The sequence below is a fragment of the Bifidobacterium santillanense genome, assembly GCF_018555385.1.
Taxonomy (GTDB): domain Bacteria; phylum Actinomycetota; class Actinomycetes; order Actinomycetales; family Bifidobacteriaceae; genus Bifidobacterium; species Bifidobacterium santillanense.
Genome location: NZ_JAFEJS010000004.1, coordinates 63,805 through 86,924, shown reverse-complemented (window position 1 = coordinate 86,924; position 23,120 = coordinate 63,805). Strand labels below are relative to the sequence as shown.

General features: G+C 66.7%; 15 protein-coding genes. 12 read left to right on the top strand and 3 right to left on the bottom strand.

Going from position 1 to position 23,120, the window contains the following annotated elements:
* Nucleotides 1-93 precede the first annotated feature (93 nt).
* Nucleotides 94-1,353, top strand: a complete 1,260-nt coding sequence (locus tag JS528_RS05265; protein ID WP_214358046.1) for a LacI family DNA-binding transcriptional regulator — start codon at nucleotides 94-96, stop codon at nucleotides 1,351-1,353.
* Between the two features lie 58 nt (nucleotides 1,354-1,411).
* Here the strand turns inward: JS528_RS05265 and JS528_RS05260 are convergent, their stop codons facing one another.
* On the bottom strand, nucleotides 1,412-2,485 hold the full coding sequence (locus tag JS528_RS05260) for an alpha-arabinofuranosidase (RefSeq protein ID WP_214358045.1): 1,074 nt from the start codon (nucleotides 2,483-2,485) through the stop codon (nucleotides 1,412-1,414).
* A 409-nt stretch (nucleotides 2,486-2,894) separates the two neighbouring features.
* On the opposite strand from JS528_RS05260, the gene JS528_RS05255 reads away from it, so the two are divergent.
* The 4 genes from JS528_RS05255 to JS528_RS05240 all read left to right on the top strand — a co-directional run bounded on the left by JS528_RS05255 (nucleotide 2,895) and on the right by JS528_RS05240 (nucleotide 9,932).
* Nucleotides 2,895-4,259, top strand: coding sequence for a glycoside hydrolase family 27 protein (locus JS528_RS05255; RefSeq protein WP_214358124.1), 1,365 nt, complete (start codon nucleotides 2,895-2,897; stop codon nucleotides 4,257-4,259).
* 177 nt (nucleotides 4,260-4,436) lie between these two features.
* Complete coding sequence (locus JS528_RS05250) at nucleotides 4,437-6,968, top strand: alpha-L-arabinofuranosidase C-terminal domain-containing protein (RefSeq protein WP_214358044.1); 2,532 nt, start codon at nucleotides 4,437-4,439, stop codon at nucleotides 6,966-6,968.
* A gap of 186 nt (nucleotides 6,969-7,154) precedes the next feature.
* Entirely contained in the window at nucleotides 7,155-8,720 is a 1,566-nt protein-coding gene (locus JS528_RS05245) for an MFS transporter (RefSeq protein ID WP_214358043.1), read from the top strand.
* Between the two features lie 36 nt (nucleotides 8,721-8,756).
* On the top strand, nucleotides 8,757-9,932 hold the full coding sequence (locus JS528_RS05240; RefSeq protein ID WP_214358042.1) for a GNAT family N-acetyltransferase: 1,176 nt from the start codon (nucleotides 8,757-8,759) through the stop codon (nucleotides 9,930-9,932).
* A 50-nt stretch (nucleotides 9,933-9,982) separates the two neighbouring features.
* On the opposite strand, the gene JS528_RS05235 is transcribed toward JS528_RS05240, so the two are convergent.
* Nucleotides 9,983-11,032, bottom strand: coding sequence for a LacI family DNA-binding transcriptional regulator (locus JS528_RS05235; protein ID WP_214358041.1), 1,050 nt, complete (start codon nucleotides 11,030-11,032; stop codon nucleotides 9,983-9,985).
* Nucleotides 11,033-11,264: 232 nt separating this feature from the next.
* On the opposite strand from JS528_RS05235, the gene JS528_RS05230 reads away from it, so the two are divergent.
* The 7 genes from JS528_RS05230 (at nucleotide 11,265) to JS528_RS05200 (ending at nucleotide 21,707) form a co-directional block, all read left to right on the top strand.
* Nucleotides 11,265-12,521 (top strand): ABC transporter substrate-binding protein, encoded by a 1,257-nt coding sequence (locus tag JS528_RS05230; protein ID WP_214358040.1) that lies wholly within the window; start codon nucleotides 11,265-11,267, stop codon nucleotides 12,519-12,521.
* Between the two features lie 200 nt (nucleotides 12,522-12,721).
* Entirely contained in the window at nucleotides 12,722-13,675 is a 954-nt protein-coding gene (locus JS528_RS05225; RefSeq protein WP_214358039.1) for a carbohydrate ABC transporter permease, read from the top strand.
* A gap of 59 nt (nucleotides 13,676-13,734) precedes the next feature.
* A complete protein-coding gene (locus JS528_RS05220; protein ID WP_214358123.1) occupies nucleotides 13,735-14,568 on the top strand; it encodes a carbohydrate ABC transporter permease in 834 nt (277 codons plus the stop codon).
* A 121-nt stretch (nucleotides 14,569-14,689) separates the two neighbouring features.
* Nucleotides 14,690-15,679, top strand: coding sequence for a family 43 glycosylhydrolase (locus JS528_RS05215; RefSeq protein WP_214358038.1), 990 nt, complete (start codon nucleotides 14,690-14,692; stop codon nucleotides 15,677-15,679).
* 149 nt (nucleotides 15,680-15,828) lie between these two features.
* A complete protein-coding gene (locus JS528_RS05210; RefSeq protein ID WP_240541343.1) occupies nucleotides 15,829-18,216 on the top strand; it encodes an alpha-galactosidase in 2,388 nt (795 codons plus the stop codon).
* A 1,142-nt stretch (nucleotides 18,217-19,358) separates the two neighbouring features.
* Nucleotides 19,359-20,624, top strand: coding sequence for an AGE family epimerase/isomerase (locus JS528_RS05205; protein WP_214358037.1), 1,266 nt, complete (start codon nucleotides 19,359-19,361; stop codon nucleotides 20,622-20,624).
* A gap of 72 nt (nucleotides 20,625-20,696) precedes the next feature.
* Complete coding sequence (locus JS528_RS05200) at nucleotides 20,697-21,707, top strand: hydroxyacid dehydrogenase (RefSeq protein WP_214358036.1); 1,011 nt, start codon at nucleotides 20,697-20,699, stop codon at nucleotides 21,705-21,707.
* Between the two features lie 231 nt (nucleotides 21,708-21,938).
* On the opposite strand, the gene JS528_RS05195 is transcribed toward JS528_RS05200, so the two are convergent.
* The gene (locus tag JS528_RS05195) at nucleotides 21,939-23,093 is read right to left on the bottom strand and encodes a sensor histidine kinase (RefSeq protein WP_214358035.1); all 1,155 of its coding nucleotides are present in this window, start codon (nucleotides 23,091-23,093) and stop codon (nucleotides 21,939-21,941) included.
* Between the last annotated feature and the right edge of the window lie 27 nt (nucleotides 23,094-23,120).

Sequence of the window (23,120 nt, the reverse complement as noted above, 5' to 3'; positions counted from 1 at the left end):
AGTGACGGAACGCGCGAATGATTTGCGTAAATCGCAAATCATTCGCGCCGAGGATTGGAGGCGACCATCGCCGAACTCACTAGACTGGTCCGCATGGTCACTTTGGATGATGTAGCGGCACGCGCCGGGGTCTCGCGCATGACCGCGTCGAACGCGATCCGCGGCAAGTCCGTGGTCAAGGCGTCCACCGCGAGACGCGTGCTCGAGGCCGCGGCCGAACTCGGCTACAAGCCGAACCTGGCCGCCCGCCAGCTGAGCTCCGGCCGCACGCACATCATCGGCATGTCCGTCGCGGACCTTGATCTGCCGTTCCCGGCCGCGCTCGCCGCGAGCCTGTCCGACGAGGCGTTCCGGCGCGGCTACCAGCTCATTACCCAGCAGACGCGCATGTCGTCCGACTACGAGCAGGCGATGCTGAACAGCGCCAGCACGCGGATCTGTGACGGCACGATCGTCTGCTGGCCGAGTTCGGACGTCGGCGGTACCGACGCGCTCGTTGGTTTCGCGGCGACCCACCCCGTGGTGGTGCTCGACGGGCATGGACTCGAAGGACGTGTGGACACCGTGTTCACTCCCAATCGCGAGGGGGCCCGGGCGGCCGTGTCGCATCTCATCGCGCAGGGCGCCCGGCGGATACTGGTGCTCGGCGCGCCATATCGTTCGCCGCAGGAGTTGGAGCGGCTCGCACTCCTGCTCAAGGGGGACGGGAGCCTCGTCGAATCCGATGCGCATGCCGGGGCCGAGGCCGGAGAGGACGTCAGGGCGCAAGCCGAGGCGCGACCCGGTAATGGGGTACTGCGGCTGCTCGGCGCGTGGGAGGCGATCCGTGACGCCCGGGCCGCGGGCGTGGATGTGGCATACGGGCCCGGGAACGTATGCCCGGCCGGATGGGATTTCCATGGCGGCTACGAGGCGATGTCCCGCATACTCGCCGCATCCGGACGTTCGCCCGATACGCCGGACACGAAGGCGGCAGGCTCGGGTTCCGCGGGCTCGTCGGGCTCGCCGGATCCGAGCTTCGACGCCGTGTTCGCGCTGGCCGACGCGATGGCGATCGGCGCGCTCAAGGCGCTGCTCGCCGCGGGCGTGCGTGTGCCCGAGAAGGTGATGGTCATCGGATTCGACGGCGTCGACGGCGGCGGATACACCGACCCCGGCCTGTCCAGTGTGGCGATCGACACCAAGGAGATCGCACGCGTCGGCCTCGATCTGCTCATCGCGCGCATCGAGGCCGGCCTCAGCACCGGCGAGCGGACGCACGCATCCCCACGTTCCGCGACCACGCCAGCCGGCGCCCCGCGCACTCACGTCCTGTCCTTCCGCCTCGCGCACCGGGGCAGCGCCGAACGCTGAAAAAGGCAGCACGGTCAACCAATCACTGCCACCGGCCCCAATCCAGTCGTTATCACCGTCAGAGCGCATAGGCGGTCTCTATCGCGTCGTATTCGGCGGCGGTGATCGGCAGGATCGCGCCGTGGCGCTTCTTGAGTCCGCCGAAGTCGATGTCGCCGGCGACGGCCCAGTCCGCCGGCTCGCGGCTCGACAGGTCGGCGGAACGGAACGGCAGGTAGCCCTTGGCCTCGGCGTACTGGTCGCACATGAGGCCGTAGCGCATCTCGCGGCCGTTGATGACCTTCACGTCGGCGTCGTTGTAGCGGAACAGCTCCGGGCCCTCGAGGTATCGCCACGAGTAGCGGCCGTTGCCGAGGATGTCCGTGAGGGTGCCGACATACGACCACTCGTCCGGGGCGTCGGTGCGCAGCACCTCGTAGGTGGTCGCGTACGGGTTGCGCGTGCGCTCGATGGTGATCTCGGAGTCCTTCGAGGCGCGGTACCACCAGCCGTCCTCGTCGCGCAGCATCGTCGTGTCGATGATGCCGTTGCGGCGGTCGATCCACTTGACCGGGTTGGAGAATTCGCGGAAGTCGACGGTGGTCGCGTAATACATGTTGCAGCGGTCGCCGAGCTCGTTGTTGAGGGGGCTTCCCGGCTCGTCCGTATTGGTCATCGTGGCCCAGAACACGATCCACTGCTTTTTGTCCGGGTCCCAGCAGGCCTCCGGCGCCCACGCCATGCCCGCGCCCGGGATCTTCGAGGCGACGTCGACGAGGTACGGCTCGTCCCAGTGGACGAGGTCGGGGGAGTTCCAGATGACGAGACCGGTCGAACCGTCGGTGGTCGCGCCGTCGTGCGGGCCCCAGCCTCCGCGGTGGTGGATGGACAGGTCGGTTGCGACGATGTGGAATCCGCCGCGCGGGTCGCGTTCGATGTGCGGGTCGCGCACGCCCTGCTCGCCGCCGAGCCAGGTGAGGGCCGGTTTGCCGGCCGGGCGCAGGTCGTGCCAGTGCACGCCGTCGCGGCTCAGGGCGAAGTAGATCTGCTCATCGGTCGGCGTCTGCTCGTCGCCGATGAAGTGGACGAAGATGTAGGCCTCGGTCCTCGGGGATGCCGGGGCGGCGGTCGGAATGGTGGTGCTGACGGTCATAAGTGCTCCTTGCGTTGCCTGATGCATGTGTCGGCCGACCATGCGTATCGGTCCATGGCGGCCCGCATGCCGTCGGCGTTGCGGACATCGGGGGCCGGCGGCGGTTCGTGATCGAGTATAGGTCATATTGATGGTTATCGCTAACCATCGTGTTTGCGATGCTGAGCGCTGATGGTGGTCCAGGGCCGTTTCGGGGTTGTTTGCCTACTGTCTCACCAAAACGTATGTCAAACACGCCGATTCAGCGCGGGTTGCCCAGATGGCACTCCGCATGACTGTGGGGCTGGCGCTTGCGGAAAATATCGCTACAATAATTAACGATAACTTACCGATAAGGCAGGATACGATGACGAATCAGACACGAGGATCCGAAACGGGCCCGGCGCTCCCCAAGGCATGGTGCCCGCCGATGGGCTGGAACAGCTGGGACTCCTACGGCACGACGGTCACCGAGGACGAACTCCTCGCCAACGCGCGCTTCATGGCCGAACACCTCAAGACCGTCGGCTGGGACACCCTGGTCATCGACATCGACTGGTACGACCCGACCGCCCGCGCCCACGGCTACAACGCCGACGCCCCGCTCATCCTCGACGAGTACGGCCGCCAGCTGCCCGACCCGGTGCGCTTCCCGTCCGCCGCCGACGGCAGGGGATTCAAGCCGCTCGCCGACAAGGTCCATGCCCTGGGACTGAAGCTCGGCGTCCACATGATGCGCGGCATCCCACGCATCGCCGTCGACAAGGACCTGCCCGTGTACGGCACCGACTACACCGCCAAGGACGTGGCCGACCTCGAGCACGTGTGCAAATGGAATCCGGACAACTACGGCCTGAACCAGAAGCACCCGGGCGCGCAGGCCTGGTACGACGCGCAGCTCGACCTGTTCGCCTCGTGGGGGCTCGACTTCCTCAAGGTCGACGACATGCAGACACCGTTCCACTCCGACGAGATCGCCGCCTACCATCGCGCGATCGCCAAGGCCGAGGCCAAGTACGGCCGTACGATCGACCTATCCCTGTCTCCGGGCGGCTGGGTGTCGACGAACTATGTCGACTTCCTGCGCGACAACGCCCAGATGTGGCGCATCTCCGACGACCTGTGGGACCGCTGGGAGGACATCTACCAGCAGTTCGCCCGCCTCGCCCGCTGGGCCCCGTTCCAGACCACCGGCCACTGGGCCGACGCCGACATGATCCCGTTCGGCCACATCGGCCTTCGCGCCGAGCGCGGCGACGACCGCCAGTCGCGCCTGACGATCGACGAGCAGAAGACGCTCCTAGCCCTGTGGTGCATGGGCCGCTCACCGTTGATGGTCGGCGGCGACCTGCCCACCAGCACCGACGACACGATTACGCTGCTGTCCAACCCGGCACTGCGCGAGGTGACCGCAGGCTCGACCAACAACCGCGAACTGGTCCGCGAACGGCAGTTCACGCACTGGTGGGAGGACAACTCCTACCGCGGCGAATTCATCGTCTGGGCCGCCGACGCCGCCGACTGGGCCGACGGCACGCCGTCCGCGCACGCCGGCGGACACTACGCCGCGCTGTTCTGGACCGGCGACGACACGTACGAGATCGGCCGCAACATCCAACTGCAGTCGATCGTCGGACTCGACGCGCGCGACGACGACTGGACCCTGACCGACCTGTTCGCCGGCGCGCCGGGCGGGCCGAGCGACGTGCGCATCGAGGGCGAGGGCGCCGACCGCGTCATCACCGGCACGATCCCCACCCACGGCGCGCTGTGGATCGCGCTGGACCGCCATTGACGGCTCGTCCTGGTTCCCGATTTCCCGTGCCGCGAAATCGGGAACCGGAACCTGACAATACCGAACAAGACATGACCATCGGCCCGTTGGTATGAAGCCGTTCCGGCGGGTGAATCGCACATCGTCCGGTTCCCGATTTCACGGCACGGAAAATCGGGAACCGGGAAGGGGGACCTTATGGCCGACAAACTCACCGCGACGCTCGACAAGGCGGGCGTGCGCCGCATCAGCACCGACCTGTGGGGCGTGTTCTTCGAGGACATCAGCTACGCCGCGGACGGCGGCCTCAACGCCGAGCTCGTGCAGAACGGCGCGTTCGAGTACGACCGCGCCGACCGCGAGGGCTGGAGCAACTACAGTTTCTGGCGCAAGGTCGTGCCGGCCGGCTCGTTCGCCGCGTTCGCGATCCGCGACAAGGCGCCGGTCGCCGACGAGAACCCGCACTATGCGACGGTCGAGGTCGGCTCGGTCGCCGGCGGCGCGCCCGCCCTGGAGAACGTCGGCTTCGACGGGATGACGCTGCGTGCGGGGGAGACGTACGCCTTCTCCGTATGGACGCGCGCGCACGGGGAGGCGCTGCCGGTCGAGGTGTCCCTGATCGGCGATGACGGCGTGACGCTGGCGTCCGCGACGCTCGAGGCTCCGGCCTCGACATCGGACGGCGCGTGGACGCAGGTGCACGCCGAACTGACCGTGCCCGCGGCGCCGGCCGTTGCCGGTTCCGGTGAGGGAGCGGCGTCCGACGTCTCGGCCGCGGGCATCGCCGATCGCATGGATGGTCGTCCCGCCGATGCGCCCGATGCCGGGCCCGCTGCCGATGATGCCGTGTCCGACGGCGGCTCGACCGTGTACGCGGGCAAGCCGGTCGTCGCGCGTCATGCCGTGCTGCGCCTTGGTTTCCCGAAGACCGGCGTCGTCGACCTCGACTTCGTGAGCCTCGAGCCGCGCACGACCTACAAGGGATTGGAGCACTTCTGCCCCGACCTCGTCGAGGCGCTCGCCGACCTCAAGCCGCGGTTCATGCGCTTCCCCGGCGGTTGCGTGGCGCACGGGCTCGGCCTCGACAACATGTACCACTGGGATCGCACGATCGGTCCGGTCGAGCATCGTCCGCACGACTTCAATCTGTGGGGCTACCACCAGTCGTTCCGTCTGGGCTACTACGAGTACCTGCGCCTGTGCGAGACGATCGGCGCGAAGCCGCTGCCGGTGCTCGCGGCGGGCGTGAGCTGCCAGAATACCGCGCAGGGTCCGGTGCCTATCGCCCTCGAGGACATGCCCGCGTATATCGACGAGGTGCTCGCCCTCATCGACTTCTGCAACGCCGACCCGGCCGACAACGCATGGGCCGCCAAGCGCGCCGCGATGGGACACCCGGAGCCGTTCGGCCTCGAATACCTCGGCATCGGCAACGAGGACCTCATCGACGACGTGTTCAAGGACCGCTTCGAACGCATCTTCGAGGCCGTCAAGGCCAGGCATCCCGAGATCACCGTCGTCGGCACGATCGGCCCCGCCCCGTCCGGCCGCGACTACGAGCGGGGCTGGGCGTACGCGCGCAAGGCCCGCATCCCGATCGTCGACGAGCATTCCTACCAGTCGTCGAGCTGGTGGTTCCACAACCTCGACCACTATGACGCGACGGACCGCGAGGGGCCGAAGGTGTACCTCGGCGAGTACGGTTCGTGGGGCACGGGGCTCATCAACGCCCTGTCCGAGGCGGCGTTCATGGGCCGCGCGATGGAGCTCAACGGCGACGTCGTGCACATGGCCTCCTACGCGCCGCTGTTCTGCAAGAACGGGCACAACAGCTGGGACCCCGACCTCATCTACTTCGACAACGAGCGCGTCTACCATCCCTACAGCTACTGGGTGCAGAAGCTGTACGCCAACACCACCGCCGACACCGCCTGGCCCGTCGCGCTCGACGGTCCCGTCGCGCTGCGCCGCGACCTGCCGAACCGCATCGGGCTGCGCATCGAGGGAGGAGCGACCGTCGACTTCACCGATCTCTCGATCGATACCGCCGACGGGCGGCATGTCGACCTGCCCGACGTCGCCTACCGCAACGGCAGCGGGTCGATCGATCTGCCCGTGCCGGCCGACCTCGCGGCCGACGCGTACACGATCCACGCCACCATCACCTACCGCGAGGGCATGTGGGGCGTGGGGATCGTCTCCGGCGACGTCAAGGGGCCGAACCGCAACAGGGCGTCCTTCGGTCGCGGTTTCGCGCTGCAGCTCGTGCGCGACGGCTCCGGCTACAACCTCGCGAACACCGAGACGTCGATGGACGCGGTGACTCCCGGTACCACCTGGCACGTGCGTCTCGAGATCGCCGACCGCGGCGAGTCGATGAAACTGTTCATTGACGACGAACCTGTGCTCGAAGGCCGCGAGACCCCGGACGAACCGCGCCGTGTGATTGCCGTTTCGCGCGACTCGACGGCCGGCGTCGACTACATCCGCATCGTCAACGCGCTGCCCGACGCGGCGGACGTGGATCTCACGCAGGTGCTCGACGTGCTCGACGTGCCCGACGCCGCCCGCGTGGGTGTGAAGGCGACCGTCCTCACCGGCGACGACCCGTACGCCGGAACCAGGGGCGAGGAATCGCCCACCGCGCCCATCGAACGCGACGCTGACCTGACCGGCGGCACGTACACGGCCCCCGCCTGGTCCTTCACCGTCCTCGTCATCCGTCGGTGACCGGCGCATGGCCGACCGGTTCCCGATTTTTCGCGCCGTGAAATCGGGAACCGGAATCCGATAATACCGAACATGACATGAACATCGTCCCGTTGGCGTGAAGCCGTTCCGGCGGGCGAATCGAACATCGTCCGGTTCCCGATTCCGAAGCGCGGAAAATCGGGAACCGGGAAGGGGAACAACCACATGACCGACGGCGACAGTGACGCCCTGCGCGGCGCGATCGGCTCGTCGAAGGGCCGCCGCATCACCTTCAGACAGGCGCTCGGCTACGGCGTCGGCGACTTCTACGGCGGCGGCCAGCTCACGCTGATCGCCACCTACCTGTCGCTGTTCTGGACGCGCTTCTGCGGGATGGACATCGCCACGTCGCAGTCGGTGATCGGTCTGAGCGCGCTGATCTCAGCGGTCGCGGCCCTCCTGTTCGGCGTGCTCGACGACAACCTCTACCGCTACGACGTGGGGCGCCGGTTCGGCCGTCGCCGCCTGCTGCTCATGCTCGCCTCGCCGCTGCTGCTGACGGGCGTGTTCCTGTGGATCCCCGGACTTCCGATCGCCGTCTATTTCGCCGCGTACGCGCTGTGGGTCGTGCTCGCGCAGATGTTCGCGACCTCCTACAGCGCGCTGCCCGGCGAGATGACGGCTGACTTCGCCGGACGCACGAAGCTGTCGACCGTGCGCCTGTTCATCTCGACCGGCGCCGCCACCGCGATCCCGCTGACGGGCAGCGCGGTGCTGTCGGTCGTCGGCGAGGACCGGCCGGTCGGGTACATGGTCTTCACGATCGCCACGACCGTGCTGTTCTCGGTCGCCGTGTTCGTCTGCTGGCGGCGCACCTGGGAGATGACCCCGGAGGCGGCCGGCTTCGGCGCCTACGCGCGCGGCGAGATGCGAGACGGCCGTATCGGCGCCGCGGGATGGGCGCGTCGCGCCGTCAAGGTGCTGCACGAGTACGCGACGACCCTCAAGGTCAAGGAGTTCCGCAAGCATCTCGCGATCTACCTGCTCATCCAGGTGTCGATGGACGTGTTCGGCCAGACGTTCGTCTTCTTCGTGGTCTTCGACTGGGGCAGCACGGCCGCGTTCGCCTCGCTCCTGCTCGGCTGCGCGGCGATCTCCCTGCCGCTCATGCCCCTGTTCGGCATCGGCATGACTAGGCTGGGCCCGCGCCGCATGTACGCGATCAACTTCGCCGGATGCCTGCTCGGCGTGGGCGGCCTGCTCGTCGTGTGGGCGACGGCCGGCGGAATCCCCGGGCCGCTGTGGACCGTGCTCGCCGTGGCCGCGTCCCTGTGGTTCTTCGCGTTCAAGTCGTTGTGCGGGTATCTGCCGTGGGCGGTGTTCCCGTACATGGCCGACGTCGACCAGGTCGTCACGCGCCGCTACCGCTCCGCCACGTTCTCCGCGATCCAGGCGTCGTTCCGCCAGCTCGGCTCCGGACTCGCGACGATCGCGGTCGGCGTGGTCCTCGGTGCTGTCGGTTTCGACTCGACCCGTGCGACGCAGATTCCATCCGCGCGCATCGGCGTCGGCGCGGTGCTGCTCGGCTGGTTCGGCGTCTCGATGGCCGTCTGCTGGCTGATCTCCTCGCACCTGCGCATCGACAAGCGCACCGACGGCGTCGTCCTGACCGAGATCGACCGTCTGCGCGACGGCGGCTCCAAGGCGCGCGTCGACGCCGAGACCCGCCGCACCATCGAGAAGCTCACCGGTCTGCCCTACGATCAATGCTGGCTCAACGGCTCCCGCTGATCGGCGGAACGACCACACGACCATGAAGGGAACGTCATGACCATCTACCGCGACGCCCTGCCGTCCGAACACGACGACATCGTCGACCTCATCAACTACGCGTTCGGCATGCAGGCGCAGCAGGCGCTCGCCAAAGCGTACGGCGACGGCGAGGTGCTCGAATCGCGCCACAAGGTCGCCGTCGACGAGACGACCGGACGCATCAAGGCATCCGTCGCCGTCTACCCGCAGACCGTCCACGTAGGGGACATGACGTTGCACGCCATGTTCCTCGGCTGCGTGTGCGTCCACCCGCGCTTCCGCGGCGAGGGGCACATGGGCCGTCTCATCCGCATGTGGCACGACGAGCTCAGGGTCGAGGGCGACGTTGACATGATGGTCCTGTGGGGGCTGCGCCACCGCTACGCCCACTTCGGCTACGCGCCGTGCGGGTACGGCTACACGTACGAGATCAACCGGTCCTGCGTCAAGCACGCGCTCGCCGATCCGGCCGAACCGCGCGGACTCGCCGGACGCGACCCGGCCCGGCTGTCGTTCCGGCCGTTCTTCACGCGCGACGGCGACGCCGAACTCGCCGTACGCCTCAACGACGCCCGCCTCGTCCATGCCGAACGCCCGCTGCCGCTGGTCGGCCGCATCGACTCGTACCTCAACAGCGAGGCCGTCGCCGTCGACCGCGACGGCGAAACCATCGGCTACCTCGTGCGCGCGGTCGGCGACCCGTCCGTCGTGCGCGAGATCGCGCTCGCCGACCCGGCCGATGCCGGCGCCGTGAGCGCGCGGTATCTGGAATCGCTGGAACCGCGCGGCAGGTCGTCGTTCACCGTGAAGGTCACGCCCACTGACGCCGCGCTCAATGAGCGGTTCTCCGGATTCTCGGAGACCGCGACGGTCGGTACCGTCTGCCGGTGCCTCGTGTTCGACTACGCGCGTCTGCTCGCATGCTGGCTGCCGGTCGCCGCGCGCCTGTGGCGGCTCGAACCGGGACGGTTGTCTCTGGTGCTCGGCGGCCAGCCGGTCACCGTCGAGGTGGGTGGGGACGGATCGGTGCACGTCGAACGCTCCGCCGACCCGGACGCCCCGGCCCTGTCCGACGCGGACGCGCAGGACCTCATCATGGGCCTCGGCGCGCGCTACCGCCGCGACCTGCCGTCCGCTCCCGCCGGCTGGTTTCCGCTGCCGGTCGACTGGTACTGGCCCGACCTCAACTGACGGCCTGTCCGGCGGGCGGTCCTACGGCCGTCGGCCGAGAGGTCGGGAGGCTATCGCCGGGTCGACTCGCGTTGGATGAGGCGGTAGTCGGCGGTGAGGCGGCGGACGCCGGCGCGCTCCTCCTGCGGCAGGTTGCGCGCGTCCTCGTCGAGCCGGTCGAGGAGCAGGCCGACCGCCTTGGCCGCGAGGTCGTTCAGATCCGTGCTGACGGTGGTCAGCGACGGCACCGAATACTCGCCCTCGTTGATGCCGTCGAAGCCGACGATCGCGACGTCGTCGGGCACATGCACGCCGGCGTCGGCGAAGCCGCGGATGGCGCCGAGGGCCAACGAGTCGGTCATGCAGAACATGCCGTCGAACGGCAGTCCGCCCGCGGTGTCGGCCAGTTCGCGCGCTGCCTCCCGCGCCCCCGGGGTGCCCCAGTGATCGACCGGGATGAAGTTGCGCTCGTCCACGTCGATGCCGGCCTCGTCGAACGCCCTGAGCGCCCCGGCGAGGCGCCGGCCCGAGACGGTCGTCGACTGCCGGTCGTCGACCAGCGCGTTGTAGTCGACGCCGAGCACGCCGATGTGTTCGCAGCCAATGTCGATGAGATGGCGGATCGCCGCGGCGGCACCGTCCTCGCACGGGGTGAACACGCAGTCGAACAGCGGCTCGTCGGAGATGTCGTCGAGCAGGATCAGCGGCTTGCCGCCGTAGAGCGCGGTGATCTCCTCGGGGGAGATGTTGCCCGGGCTGAAGATCGTGGCGTCGCACAGCTGGCTGGTGACCTTGCGCAGGATGGAGATCTCGCGCTCCTTCGAGTTGGAGGTCTGCTGCACGATGGTCTCGAGATCGTGCCGGGCGGCCTCGCGCGACACCGCGGCGCTCATCTCGGACGGGTAGGGCTTGTCGAGCTCGAAGATCGCCACGCCGATGACGCCGGAGCGCCCGGAACGCAGGGACCGCGCTGACAGGTTGGTGGTGTAGTGCAGATCCGACGCCGCGCGCCGCACCCGCTCGGCGGTCTCTGGGGCGATGCGCGGATCGCCCCGCAACGCGTAGGACGCGGTCGCCCGCGACACGCCGGCGGCCTTGGCCACATCGCTCATCGTCGCCATGATCTCAAACTCCCTGATTCGGCTTTGTGGAGCCGTTTCCGCCCGTCTCCGCGCGGCGGCTCCCGTGATGACGACCCCAGTGTAGCGCACAAATTTGACACGATTCAACAAAGGGGTGTATAACGGTAACCATCCGAATTGAATCGAGTAAATTAATCGATTCAACGAGGGCGTAGTGGTGAAGCAGCCAACGACGAACTCCGGACGCAGCCGCCCGGGGCAAGGAGGAGACATGAAGTTCAACAAGACGATCAAGACGGCGCTCGCCGCGATCGCCGCGGGGGCGATGCTGTTCCCGCTGGCCGCGTGCGGCGGTGGATCCAGCGCCGATTCCGGCAAGATCAAGCTCAGCTACCTGAGCTGGAACAACGAGCAGATGTCGAAGCCCTACATCGACGAGTTCGAGAAGGAGAACCCCGACGTCGAGATCGACTTCAGCTACTCGCCGCCGACCCCGGAGTACATCCAGACCCTGCAGACCCGACTGGTCGGCAACCAGGCCCCGGACGTCTTCGTCATCACCTCCGAGAACAAGACCGACCTCATGGACAACGGCTACGTCAAGGACCTGACCGACGAACCGTTCATGAAGAACATCTCCCAGGCCAACAAGGACTTCGTCTCCCGCGACGGCAAGGTCTACGGCATGTCCACCAGCTCCTGGGCCTCCGGCATCGTCTACAACAAGGACCTGCTCAAGAAGGTCGGCGTCAGTGAGCCCCCGGCCACCTGGGACGAGTTCCTCGCCCTGTGCAAGAAGCTCAAGAACGCCGGCATCACCCCGTACCTCGAGACCGTCGCCGACGGTCTGAGTCGCATCCCGGACGCGTTCCAGGGCGCGATCTTCGCCAAGAACGGCGTCGACGTCACCAAGCTCGCCACCAAGGACAAGCAGACCCCGGGCGCCGACGAGAAGGAGGCCGTCAAGGCGTGGATGGAGATCTACGAGCAGGGCCTCGTCACCCGCGACACCGTCGGCATCAGCGGCGACGACATGAAGACCCAGTTCGTCAACGGCCAGGTCGCGATGATCTGCACCGGTCCGTGGGACTTCGGCACCTTCCAGGAGGCGTCCGGCCTCAACTGGGGCTACGCCCAGATGCCGGCCCTCGACAAGGACCACGAGAACTACGCGCAGGGCTCCCCGTCCCCGGGCCTCGCCATCTACTCCAAGCTGAGCGGTGACAAGCTCAAGGCCGCCGAGAAGTTCCTGACCTTCATGTCCAGCAAGAAGGCGCTCGAGATGAGCTCCAAGGAAGGCAACGCCATCACCGTCGAGGGCTTCGACTCCTCCGTGATCGACCAGTTCAAGGACGTCTACGCGAAGAACGTGCAGACCGGCAAGTACTACCTCAACACGAACTTCTACAAGAACCCCGACGTGCTGAACACCGCGCTGCAGGCCGAGACCCAGCAGCTGGTCCAGGGCCAGATCACGGTCGACCAGTGGGCCAAGAACGTCGACCAGAAGATGGCCGCCGCCCAGTGACGCGGGCGACGTCCCTGACGACAACAACAACCAGTCCCGAATAAGGACCTCCTGAGTCTTGGCGGGCGGTGCTCTCCTGCCGCCCGCCAATTTTTATGCCTTTTCCCGCGGGAATCCCCGCGCGATCCCGGAATTCCGGACACACAGACAGACACATAGACAAATCCCCGAAACGGGCACGATGAACAAGGAGGATGTTCATGAGTGAATCGATCGCGGCGGCGAGGAACCTCCCGCCGCTGAATGAGCAAGCATACCGCAGGCGTCGCAGGATGAAGGGCCTGCGCGACGATCTGACGTCGTTCTGGTTCCTGCTGCCGATCCTGGCGGTGTTCGTGGTCCTGTTCCTGGTCCCGCTGGTCCAGACGCTGATGTTCTCCTTCACGGACTTCAACGGCTACAGCATGAACATGAACTGGGTCGGCCTGGAGAACTACAAGAAGGTGTTCTCCGACTCGTCCACCCTGCAGGGCCTCGGCTTCACGATCCTGTATGCGATCGTGGTGATGGTGGGTGTGACCGTGATCGCGATCCCGCTGGCCGTGGTGCTCAACCGCAAGTTCGTGGGCCGCAACTTCGTGCGTTCCCTGTTCTTCTTCTTCTCGGTTCCGTCCCTGGCGATCATGGGCATGGTCTGGAAGTACATCTTCTCCCCGATGCAGACCGGCGTGGTCAACAGCGTGCTGTCCGTGTTCGGCATCGGCCCGGTCCCGTGGCTGAGCAACTCCAAGCTCGCCCAGTTCTGCGTGATCTTCATCGCCATCTGGGCCCAGATCGGCTGGCACGCGACCCTCTACCTCGCGTTCCTGCAGGCCATCCCGGCCGACCTGTACGAGCAGGCCACCGTCGACGGCGCCAACAAGCTCCAGCAGTTCGTGCACATCACCCTTCCGCAGCTCATGCCCGGCATCGTGACCTCCACCTTCCTGCTGATGAGCGGCGGCCTGAAGGTCTACGACCTGCCGTTCACGATGACCAAGGGCGGTCCGGGCTACTCGACGTACACCGTGACCCAGTCCATCATCCAGCAGGGCATCGGCCAGTCCCAGTACGGCATCGGCTCCGCCCTGGCCGTGCTGTTCTTCATCGCCACCGGCGTGGTGGTGTTCCTGCAGATGGGCATTTCGAACCTGATCTCGAGGAGGTTCCAGTGATGAGCAACGCAACCGATGACACCAAGACCGTGGAATCCAAGGGCTCCAAGGGTTCCGGCATGAACTTCACCACGCGCCGCCGCATCGGCTCGGCCGTCACCAGCGTCGTGATGATCGTGATCGCGCTGCTGTGCGCGGTGCCGCTGTGGTACATCTTCATCAACACGTTCAAGACCATCCCGGACATGGCCGCCAACCCCCTGGGCCTGCCGAAGCAGTGGACGTTCGCGAACTACGTCAACGCGTTCGAGACCGTCCCGATCGTACGCTCCCTGATCAACACCGTCATCGTCACGTTCTTCGGCGTGGCCATCCAGGTGATCGTCGGCGCCCTGGCCGCCTACGGCATGATCCTGAGGAAGTCGGTGTTCACCGCCGGCGTCGGCGCGATCCTCATGGTCGCGTTCGTCGTGCCGGCCCAGTCCACCCTGATCCCGCTGTACCGCATGGAGGCGCAGGCCGGACTGGTCAACACGTTCGCGGGCCTGATCATCATCTACCTCGGCGGCGCGGTGTTCTGCTACTTCCTGACCGTGGGCTACATGAGGAGCCTGCCGTTCGAGCTCATCGAGGCGGCCCGCATCGACGGCGCCGGCCCCCTGCGCATCTTCTGGAACATCGTGATGCCGCTGATCCGCCCGATCCTGACGACCGTGGTCGTGTTCCAGACCATGGGCACGTGGAACGACTTCATGAACGCGAACGTGTTCCTGTCCTCCTCCGATCTGCGCACGATCGTCCTGCAGGTGTACAACGCGGTGGGCCAGTTCTCGACCGATTGGCCGAGCTTCATGACCATCACCGTGCTCGCCCTGCTGCCGGTCCTGATCTTCTTCGTCATCTGCCAGAAGTGGATCGTCTCCGGCCTCGTCGCCGGATCCGTCAAGGGCTGACCGTCCCGGTCGCCCCGACCCCGGTTCCGCAGACATGAGACCCGTCCCCGTGCGGGGCGCGCGCAAATCCTCCTTCCCGCCGCCCCGCACGGGGACACCCGTAAAGAAAGCCGTTAGCATCATGACATCCATTCTCGAATCCCCGACCGTCTCTCCGCCGTCCGCGAAGCCGCGCGACCCGTCGCGCGAGGCGCTTCCGCACCGCGTCAACGACACGCCGCTTGCCACCAATCCGCTCCACCGCTACTGCGCGGACCCGAACCTCGCGATCTTCGACGGCCGGTACTTCCTGTACTGCACCGACGACGGCGTCGACGACTGGGGCACCACCTGCTTCAGCGTGTACGTCTCAGACGACCTCGACACGTGGGAGCGCCACCCGGCGCTCGACCTGCGCGACGTACCGTGGTGGAACGGCGAGGACGGCGCGTGGGCGCCGAGCGTCGTGCGCCGCGCCGACGGCAGGTACGTGTTCTACTTCGTCGCCGCCTCCGCGATCGGCGCCGCGGTCGGCGACAGCCCGTACGGCCCGTTCGTCCCCGAGCCGGAGCCGATCGTGCGCCGCGGCACGTTCGACTGCCACACCATCGACCCCGGCGTCTTCGTCGACGACGACGGCACCCGCTACTTCCTGTGGGGCAACGGCCGTGCGTGGATCGCGCCGCTCGCCGACGACTGCCTGTCATTCGACGAATCCCGCGCCGTCTCCTGGATTCCGGGCGACTTCCGCGAGGCCATCTGGATCCACAAGCGTGATGGGCTCTACTACGCGAGCTGGTCGGAGAACGACGCGCGCGACCCGGAGTACTGCGTCAGGTACGCGACCGCGACCTCCCTCGACGGACCGTGGAGCGAGCCGCGCACGCTGCTCGAACAGGATCCGGAGCACAAGCTGTACGCCACCGGCCACCACAACATCGTCAACATCCCCGGCACTGACGAGTGGATCATCGCCTACCACCGCTTTGCCTACAACCCGGCCGGACGTTGGGCCGGCGGCGACGGATGCCACCGCGAGGTCGTGTTCGCGCCGCTGACGCACCTGCCCGACGGCTCGCTCGAGCAGGTCAGGCCGCAGGTCGGCTCGTACATCCGCTCGCTCGCGTTCTGACGTCCCCGACGTCCGGATCCATGGCGCCGTAGGTTCCCCGTCCGAGGGGAGTCTACGGCGCGTCGAAGCAGGGTCGGCGCATCCCCGCCGGCATGGCAACAAACGGCAAACGCGGTTTCACGAAGCATCGGAAGGACATAATGGCGGACATGAACATGGGGGCACACCAGCAGCTGATCGCGGTCAACGACGATCTGACGCAATTCCATCTGACCAACCGGCGCGTGAGCATGATCCTCGACGTCGTCGAGGGCAAGCTCGTCAACCTGTACACGGGCGCGGCGGTGCCGTACCGCGACGACTTCGGGTACCTCGTCGACGACTCGTTCCGCGTGCAGGCGACCACCGCCGACGAGCACGGCGAACACCGCATCGAGCAGCTGCGCCAGGAGTTCCCCGAATACGGCCGCGGCGACTTCCGCGGGTCCGCCGTCACCATCCTCCAGTCCAACGGCTCGCGCATCACCGACTTCCGCTACGTCGGCTACCGGGCGGTCAACGGCAAACCGGCGCTCGAGGGACTGCCGTCCACGTACGCCGGGACGTACGCGGGGCCGGCGGCGGGGGAGTCCGGACCCGACGGGCCTGATGCCGCCGCAACCACCGTCGACGACGCGGCCGCGACCCTGTCCATCGACCTGAAGGACGACCTGACGGGACTGACCGCCACCCTGAACTACACGATCTTCCGCGACGAACCGGTCATCGCCCGCAGCGTGCGGCTCACGAACGGCGGCGACGAGCCGGTCACCGTCGAACGGCTCGCGAGCCTCAACCTCGACCTGCCGGACAGCGACTACACGATGACCGAATTCACCGGCGCATGGGCGCGCGAACGCACCCCGCACACCCAGCCGCTGCATCCCGGCGTGCAGTCGGTCGCCTCGATGTGGGGCGCGAGCGGCCCCTACTTCAGCCCCAACGCGATCCTCGCCCGTCCCGGCGCCGACGAGGACCAGGGCGAGGCGTTCGGCCTCGCGTTCGTCTACTCCGGCAACTTCGACCTGCACGCCGAGGTCGACGCATACGACGCCACACGCCTCCAGCTCGGCATCAACCCGTCGGGATTCGCGTGGCGGCTCCAACCGGGGGAGTCGTTCCAGAGCCCCGAGGCGCTGCTCGGCTACAGCGCGCACGGTCTGGGCGCGCTGAGCCGCACGTTCCACCGCATCGTGCTCGACCACCTCGAGAACCCGCGCTGGGCCCGCCGCGAACGGCCGATCCTCATCAACAACTGGGAGGCCACGTACTTCGACTTCACTTCAGACAAGCTGCTCGAACTCGCCCGGCTCGCCAAGAGGGCCGGCGTCGAGCTGTTCGTCCTCGACGACGGCTGGTTCGGCCGCGGCGGGCACGCGCGCGTCGACGACCGCGCGGGACTCGGCGACTGGGTCGCCAACCCCGAGCGCCTGCCCGGGGGCGTCGCCGGCATCGCGGAGAAGATCAACGCGATCGGCCTGCAGTTCGGCCTGTGGTTCGAGCCGGAGATGGTCAACCGCGCCTCCGACCTCTACGAGGCGCACCCCGACTGGGTGATCGCGACGCCCGGCCGCGCGAGCGCCGTCTACCGCCAGCAGTACGTGCTGAACTTCGCGAACCCCGACGTCGTCGACCACATCTACGAGAAGATGCACGCGATCCTCTCGACCGCGAACGTCGCGTACGTCAAATGGGACATGAACCGGTTCATCACCGAGGTCTACGACGTCACGCGCGGCGCCGAGCGCCAGGGAGAGCTGTTCCACCGCTACATACTCGGCGTGTACGCGCTCTACCGCCGTCTGCTCGCGGCGTTCCCCGACCTGCTCATCGAGGGGTGCGCGTCCGGCGGCTCCCGATTCGACATGGGTATCCTCGCGTACTCGCCGCAGATCTGGACCAGCGACGACACCGACGCGGTCGAACGCCTGTCCATCCAGTACGGCACCAGCGCCTTCTTCCCGGTCTCGGCGATGGGCGCGCACGTGTCGATCACGCCGAACCACCAGACCGGACGGTCCGAGTCGCTTGCCATGCGCGGTGCCGTCGCGATGTTCGGCACGTTCGGCTACGAGATGGACCTGACCCGACTGGGGGAGGGCGAGCTCGACGAGATCGCGCGGCAGGTCGCGTTCTTCCGCAAGTACGCGCCGCTGCTGCACGACGGCGACCTGTACCGTCTGCGCGCGCCGTACGACCATCGCCGGGCCGCGTGGATGACGGTTTCGTCGGACCGGCGCCACGCGATCGTCGGCGACTACGTGATCCTCGGCGTGCCGAACCGGCCCAAGTCGCGCGTGCGGCTGCGCGGGCTCGACGAGGACGCGCTCTACCGCGTCACGTCGCTGTCGCGGCTGGAGATTCCGGACGGCGATGCGGCCGACGGCATCGCCGGGGCGGCGACCGATGGCGCCGGCGTGGTCCGCGGACCCATCCCAGACGGCGTCTCCGTGGTCCGTTCCGGCGGCGAACTCATGCGCATCGGCATCGACGACACCAACATCGGCCCCGATTTCGCCGCCCGCATCTACCTCGTCGACCGGATCGACGAGGAGTGAGGCGGGCATCCGTAACCCCGAATTTGGCGTTCGGCGCCGGATCATCGATCCTGCGCCCGGGAGAGGGATGCGTCCCCTTTGCATGCGGGGCTGCTTGCGGTCCAGCCGGCCTGACCTTGCTCGTGGCGATGCGTCCCTTTTGCATGCGGGGCTGCTTCAACGCGGCATCGCTGGTGTCCCAGGTTATCCCGGGATATCCATCGGGCATGTTGTGGTACTCAGTGAGGATTCGGGGCACTTCGGTGCTTTGTGCCGCGATTCCGTGGTACTCAGTGTCGGAATCGGTCGTATGGCTGCTGAGTACCACGGCCATTATGGGAATCGCCAGCCGCATGGCGTTGACATGCTGTCAAAACCTTGAAAAATCAGCATTTTGACAATGCGTCAATATTGTGGAAGGGTGTCGCTTCGGCATGACGCCGGTACTCAGCGTCGGAATCGGCCATATGGCCACTGAGTACCGCTATTCGGCGGGACTCAGCGTCGAAACGCCCCGAATCCCCGCTGAGTACCGCAGGAATGACGGGATCGAGGCCTCCCATGCCCCGTGCGGGGTGTCCGAGCATGGGAAACACTATGGCCGCACGGGATAGAAACCCCATTCCTCATACGGGTGTGTCGTCCAGCGGACTAACCGGATCGAAGCCACGCCCCCGTGCGCGTCGCGGTCGCGGCGACGCCTGGATCGCGGAGAACGTGGCGGAGCGCCCGTCTCCATGCGCGTCGCGGTCGCAGACCAAATCAAATGTATTCATGTCACATTTCTCACCTGCCCCTGTGCACGTCATGGTCGCGGAGCGAGAGGTTTCCACAGGACGTTTTTGATAATCCCGCCCCGTGCGCGTCGTGGTTCACGCACCACTCAGCGGCATGAGTAATCACGCGACGACCCGCCCTCGTGCGCGTCGTGGTTCACGGCGACTCTTGTTGCGAATGCTCTTCACGGCGTTACCTGCCTCCGTGCATGTCGTGGTTACGGCGCCATTGACGATGGGTTCGCTCCCGCGCGGGCGTGTCGCGGTGTTTTCCTTGTTTTGGTAAGCCTTTACAGATTTTTTCCGAAATCGTTCGACAGATGCCCCGGAACGCTGTACACTTAATCACGGTAAGGGCTTACCGCAAAGTGGCGAAAGGACACAGCGATGACGAACGTCGAAGACAAGAAGTATCAGCGTGGAACCGCTGAGAACACAGCGTTTCTCGATGAGGAGACCAACGATCTCCTGAACTTTGGAAAGCGTTTCCCATACAAGGACGGCGGCTCCACCTGGCTGGACAGCGACGGCAACCCCGATCTCTCCCACGGCGTGGAGACCTGGATCACCTCCCGCATGGCCCACGTCTACGCGCTGGGCACCCTCTACGGCGGCCACCCCGGCTCCGAGGAGCTCGTCGACGCCGCCCTCAAGGGCCTGACGGGGATCCTGCACGACGACAAGAACGGCGGCTGGTACCCGCAGGTCTTCACCGACGGCACCCACGCCCCGGGCAAGGTCTGCTACGCGCACGCCTTCGTGATCCTCGCCGCCACCTCCGCGGTCTACATCGGCCGCCCGGGCGCCAAGGAGCTGCTCGACGAGGCCCTGAAGACCTACGACGAGCACTTCTGGGACGACAAGCTCGGCCTCGCCGTCGACACGTGGAACACCGAGTTCACCGAGCTCGACCCGTACCGCGGCCTCAACGCCAACATGCACACCACCGAGGCCTTCCTCGCCGTCGCCGACGTGACCGGCGACGAGTCCTACCGCGTGCGCGCCGGCCGCATCATCGACCACGTGCTCGGCTGGGCCAAGGACAACGACTGGCGCATCCCGGAGCACTTCAACTCCGACTGGGAGCCGCAGCTCGAGTTCAACGCCGACAAGAAGGCCGACCAGTTCAAGCCGTACGGCGCCACCCCGGGCCACGGCATCGAATGGGCGCGCCTGATCACCCAGTGGGCGCTGTCCACCTACCCGGACGACGAGGCCGCCCGCAAGCCGTACGTCGACGCCGCCGAGCACCTGTTCCGCCGCGCCGTGACCGACGGCTGGAACGCCGACGGCCAGCCCGGCATCGTCTACACCACCGACTGGGAGGGCAAGCCGGTCGTCCACGACCGCATGCACTGGACCCTGGCCGAGGCCATCAACACCTCCGCCACCCTCGCCAAGGTCACCGGCGACAAGTACTACGACGAGCGCTACGCCGAGTTCTGCAAGTACTGCGACGACTGCGTGATCGACCACGTCAAGGGCTCCTGGTTCCACCAGCTCGACCACAACAACCACGTGCTCGACACCGTCTGGCCGGGCAAGTCCGACCTGTACCACGCCACGCAGTCCACGCTGATCCCGCGCCTCGACCCGGCCCTGTCCGTCGTGCCCGCCCTCGGCGAGGCCCGCAAGGCCGGCAAGGCCATCTGAGCGAATCGGCCGATCCCCGTCCATAATCAAGTATCAAGAGCAACGAAACATCAGAAAGAAGCACACGCAACCATGACCGAATCCAAGCCGAACGTCGTCCTGACCATGCAGCCGCCGGAGCTCGTCAACAAGCTCATGAACGACACCCAGTGGGCGCGCCTGAACGCCGTGGCGAACGTCGACCGCAAGGTCATCACCGACTTCCACGCCGACGGCGTCGACGAGCAGATCAAGGACGCCGACTACATCTTCTCCGGCTGGGGCCCGGACGCCCGCATCGACGCCGACACCCTCGCCAAGATGCCGAACCTCAAGGGCATCGCGGCCGCCGCCGGCAACGCGTGGCGCCTGCTCACCCCGGAGGCGCTCGAGGAGGTCCGCAAGCGAGGCATCCTCATGTCCAACTCGGGCTACGTCAACGGCATCCCGGTCGCCGAGTACTGCATGGCGATGATCCTCATGGCCAACAAGGACTTCTTCCGCGCCGAGCGCATCTACCGCGAGCGCCGCGAGTACATCAACCGCGAGGTCGAGTTCCCGACCGCCGGCAACTACGAGAAGACTGTCGGCCTCGTGACCGCCGGCTCGCGCATCGCCCGCCACCTGCTCGGCCTGCTCAAGGGCTACCGCCTGAACGTCCTGGCCGAGTCCCGCTCGATGAGCGAGGAGGAGACCGCCGCCCTCGGCGCCAGGAAGGCCGACCTCGAGACCGTGTTCCGCGAGTCCGACATCGTCTCGCTGCACACCCCGAGCCTGCCCGCCACCAAGGGCGTGATCGGCGCCAAGTACTTTAAGATGATGAAGGACGGCGCCTGGTTCATCAACTCCGCCCGCGGCGCCGTGGTCGACGCCGACGCGATGATCGCCGAGCTCAAGACCGGCCGCATCAACGCGATCCTCGACGTCACCGACCCGGACGAGCCGCTGTCGGCCGACTCCCCGCTGTGGGACATGCCGAACGTGGTCCTCACGCCGCATATCGCCGGCTCCGAGGGCACCGAACTGCAGGGCATGGGCGAGAACGTCGTCAGCGAGCTCACCCACATGATCAAGGGCGAGTCGCTCGACTTCGGCGAGGAGTGATCGCTTCTCCCGTGCGCAGAGAACGGTTCTCAATAGCAAACGTGCGACCCGCATCGGGCCGAAAACGAACGCGGGGATGTCCGGAACGTTGGAATTCCAGGTATTCCCGCGTTGTTCGTTTGTGCGGTCATGTGCGTTCGGCGCACACGTTTCCTATTGAGAACCGTTCTCTGCGCACGGGGAGGAGAGGGTGCTGCCTCCCGTGCGCTCATTGTGGCTTGTGAATCGTTCTCAGTGCGCGTTAAGGGGCACGTCAACGGCGCACAGCCAGCGTCCGTCCTCCGATGAGACCTGCACATGCCCGCCGAGAGGCGCCGCCAGCTTTCGCAGACGCTTCAGCCCGCTGCGCCCGCTCAGCAGCGGTTCGGCCGCGCCCGCATCACCGCGTATGACATTGGACGACTTCATGTGCAGCATGCCGTCGACGACGCAAAGCGATACGCACCAGCCCCTGTCCTTGTTGGCGTATTTGGCGATGTTGCCGTACAGCTCATCCAAGGCGGAGATGGTGAATCGGCGGATCGGCGCCGGAATCCCCTCCCATACCTCGCGTGGGATCGATGGCAGGGAGCCGCCGGCGAATCCCAGGGAAGCCAGCCGCCCGTCATGTCCGGATATCGCGTCCTGCAGGTCGTTCCAGGATCCCTCGTCGCCGGATCTCTCCTCGGCTCCCGCGGACGGCAGGCTCTCCCCGATCTCCTGTGCGTCGCTCTCCAGGGAGGCGATCATGGCACGCACGTCGGCGAGGGTGCGCCGGATGGTCGACTTCATCTCGACGATATCGGGATCGTCCCGGTTCTGCTGTTCCGTGATGAACAACAGGTACGTCAGGTCGTTGCAGATGGCGTTGTGCAGATGGTTCGCGGTCGCGATGCGCTCCCGTTGCCTCGACAGCAGGTCCTGTTCCCGCTTGCGCAGCCGATGTTCGTTGCGCAAGCGCCATGTGACGCCGGCGAGCGCGAAGAACAGGAACAGGACGAATGTGAAACCCGACTGCGCCGCGAGCGCGAACTCATAGTCGACCATGACCGCCGAATGATAGGCCGCCGGGAGCATGGCGAGCGCGCAGACGGCGGCGGCGACTAACCCCAGGACCCAATCGGCATTGGCGAGCAGGGCCGAAGCGGCCAGCATAATTGCCACGGCGCCCGACGGGACGGCGCTCCAATGCGCATAGACGAACAGCATCACAGCGTTCGAATAGTATGGGAGCGCCTTGATCGTGACCCAGAGCGCCGTAAGCAGCAACGCGCCCGCACGCACTCGCCACACCGTGACCGCCGCGCCGATCAGCAGCGGCGTGACGGAGCTCAGGGCGAGAAAAGAACCGGTGCGCGCGATTTGCGAGATCGCGGCGTACAGCGAGGGCGCAGCCGACAGCAGCATCGCTATTGCGCGAGGCATCCACGGGGA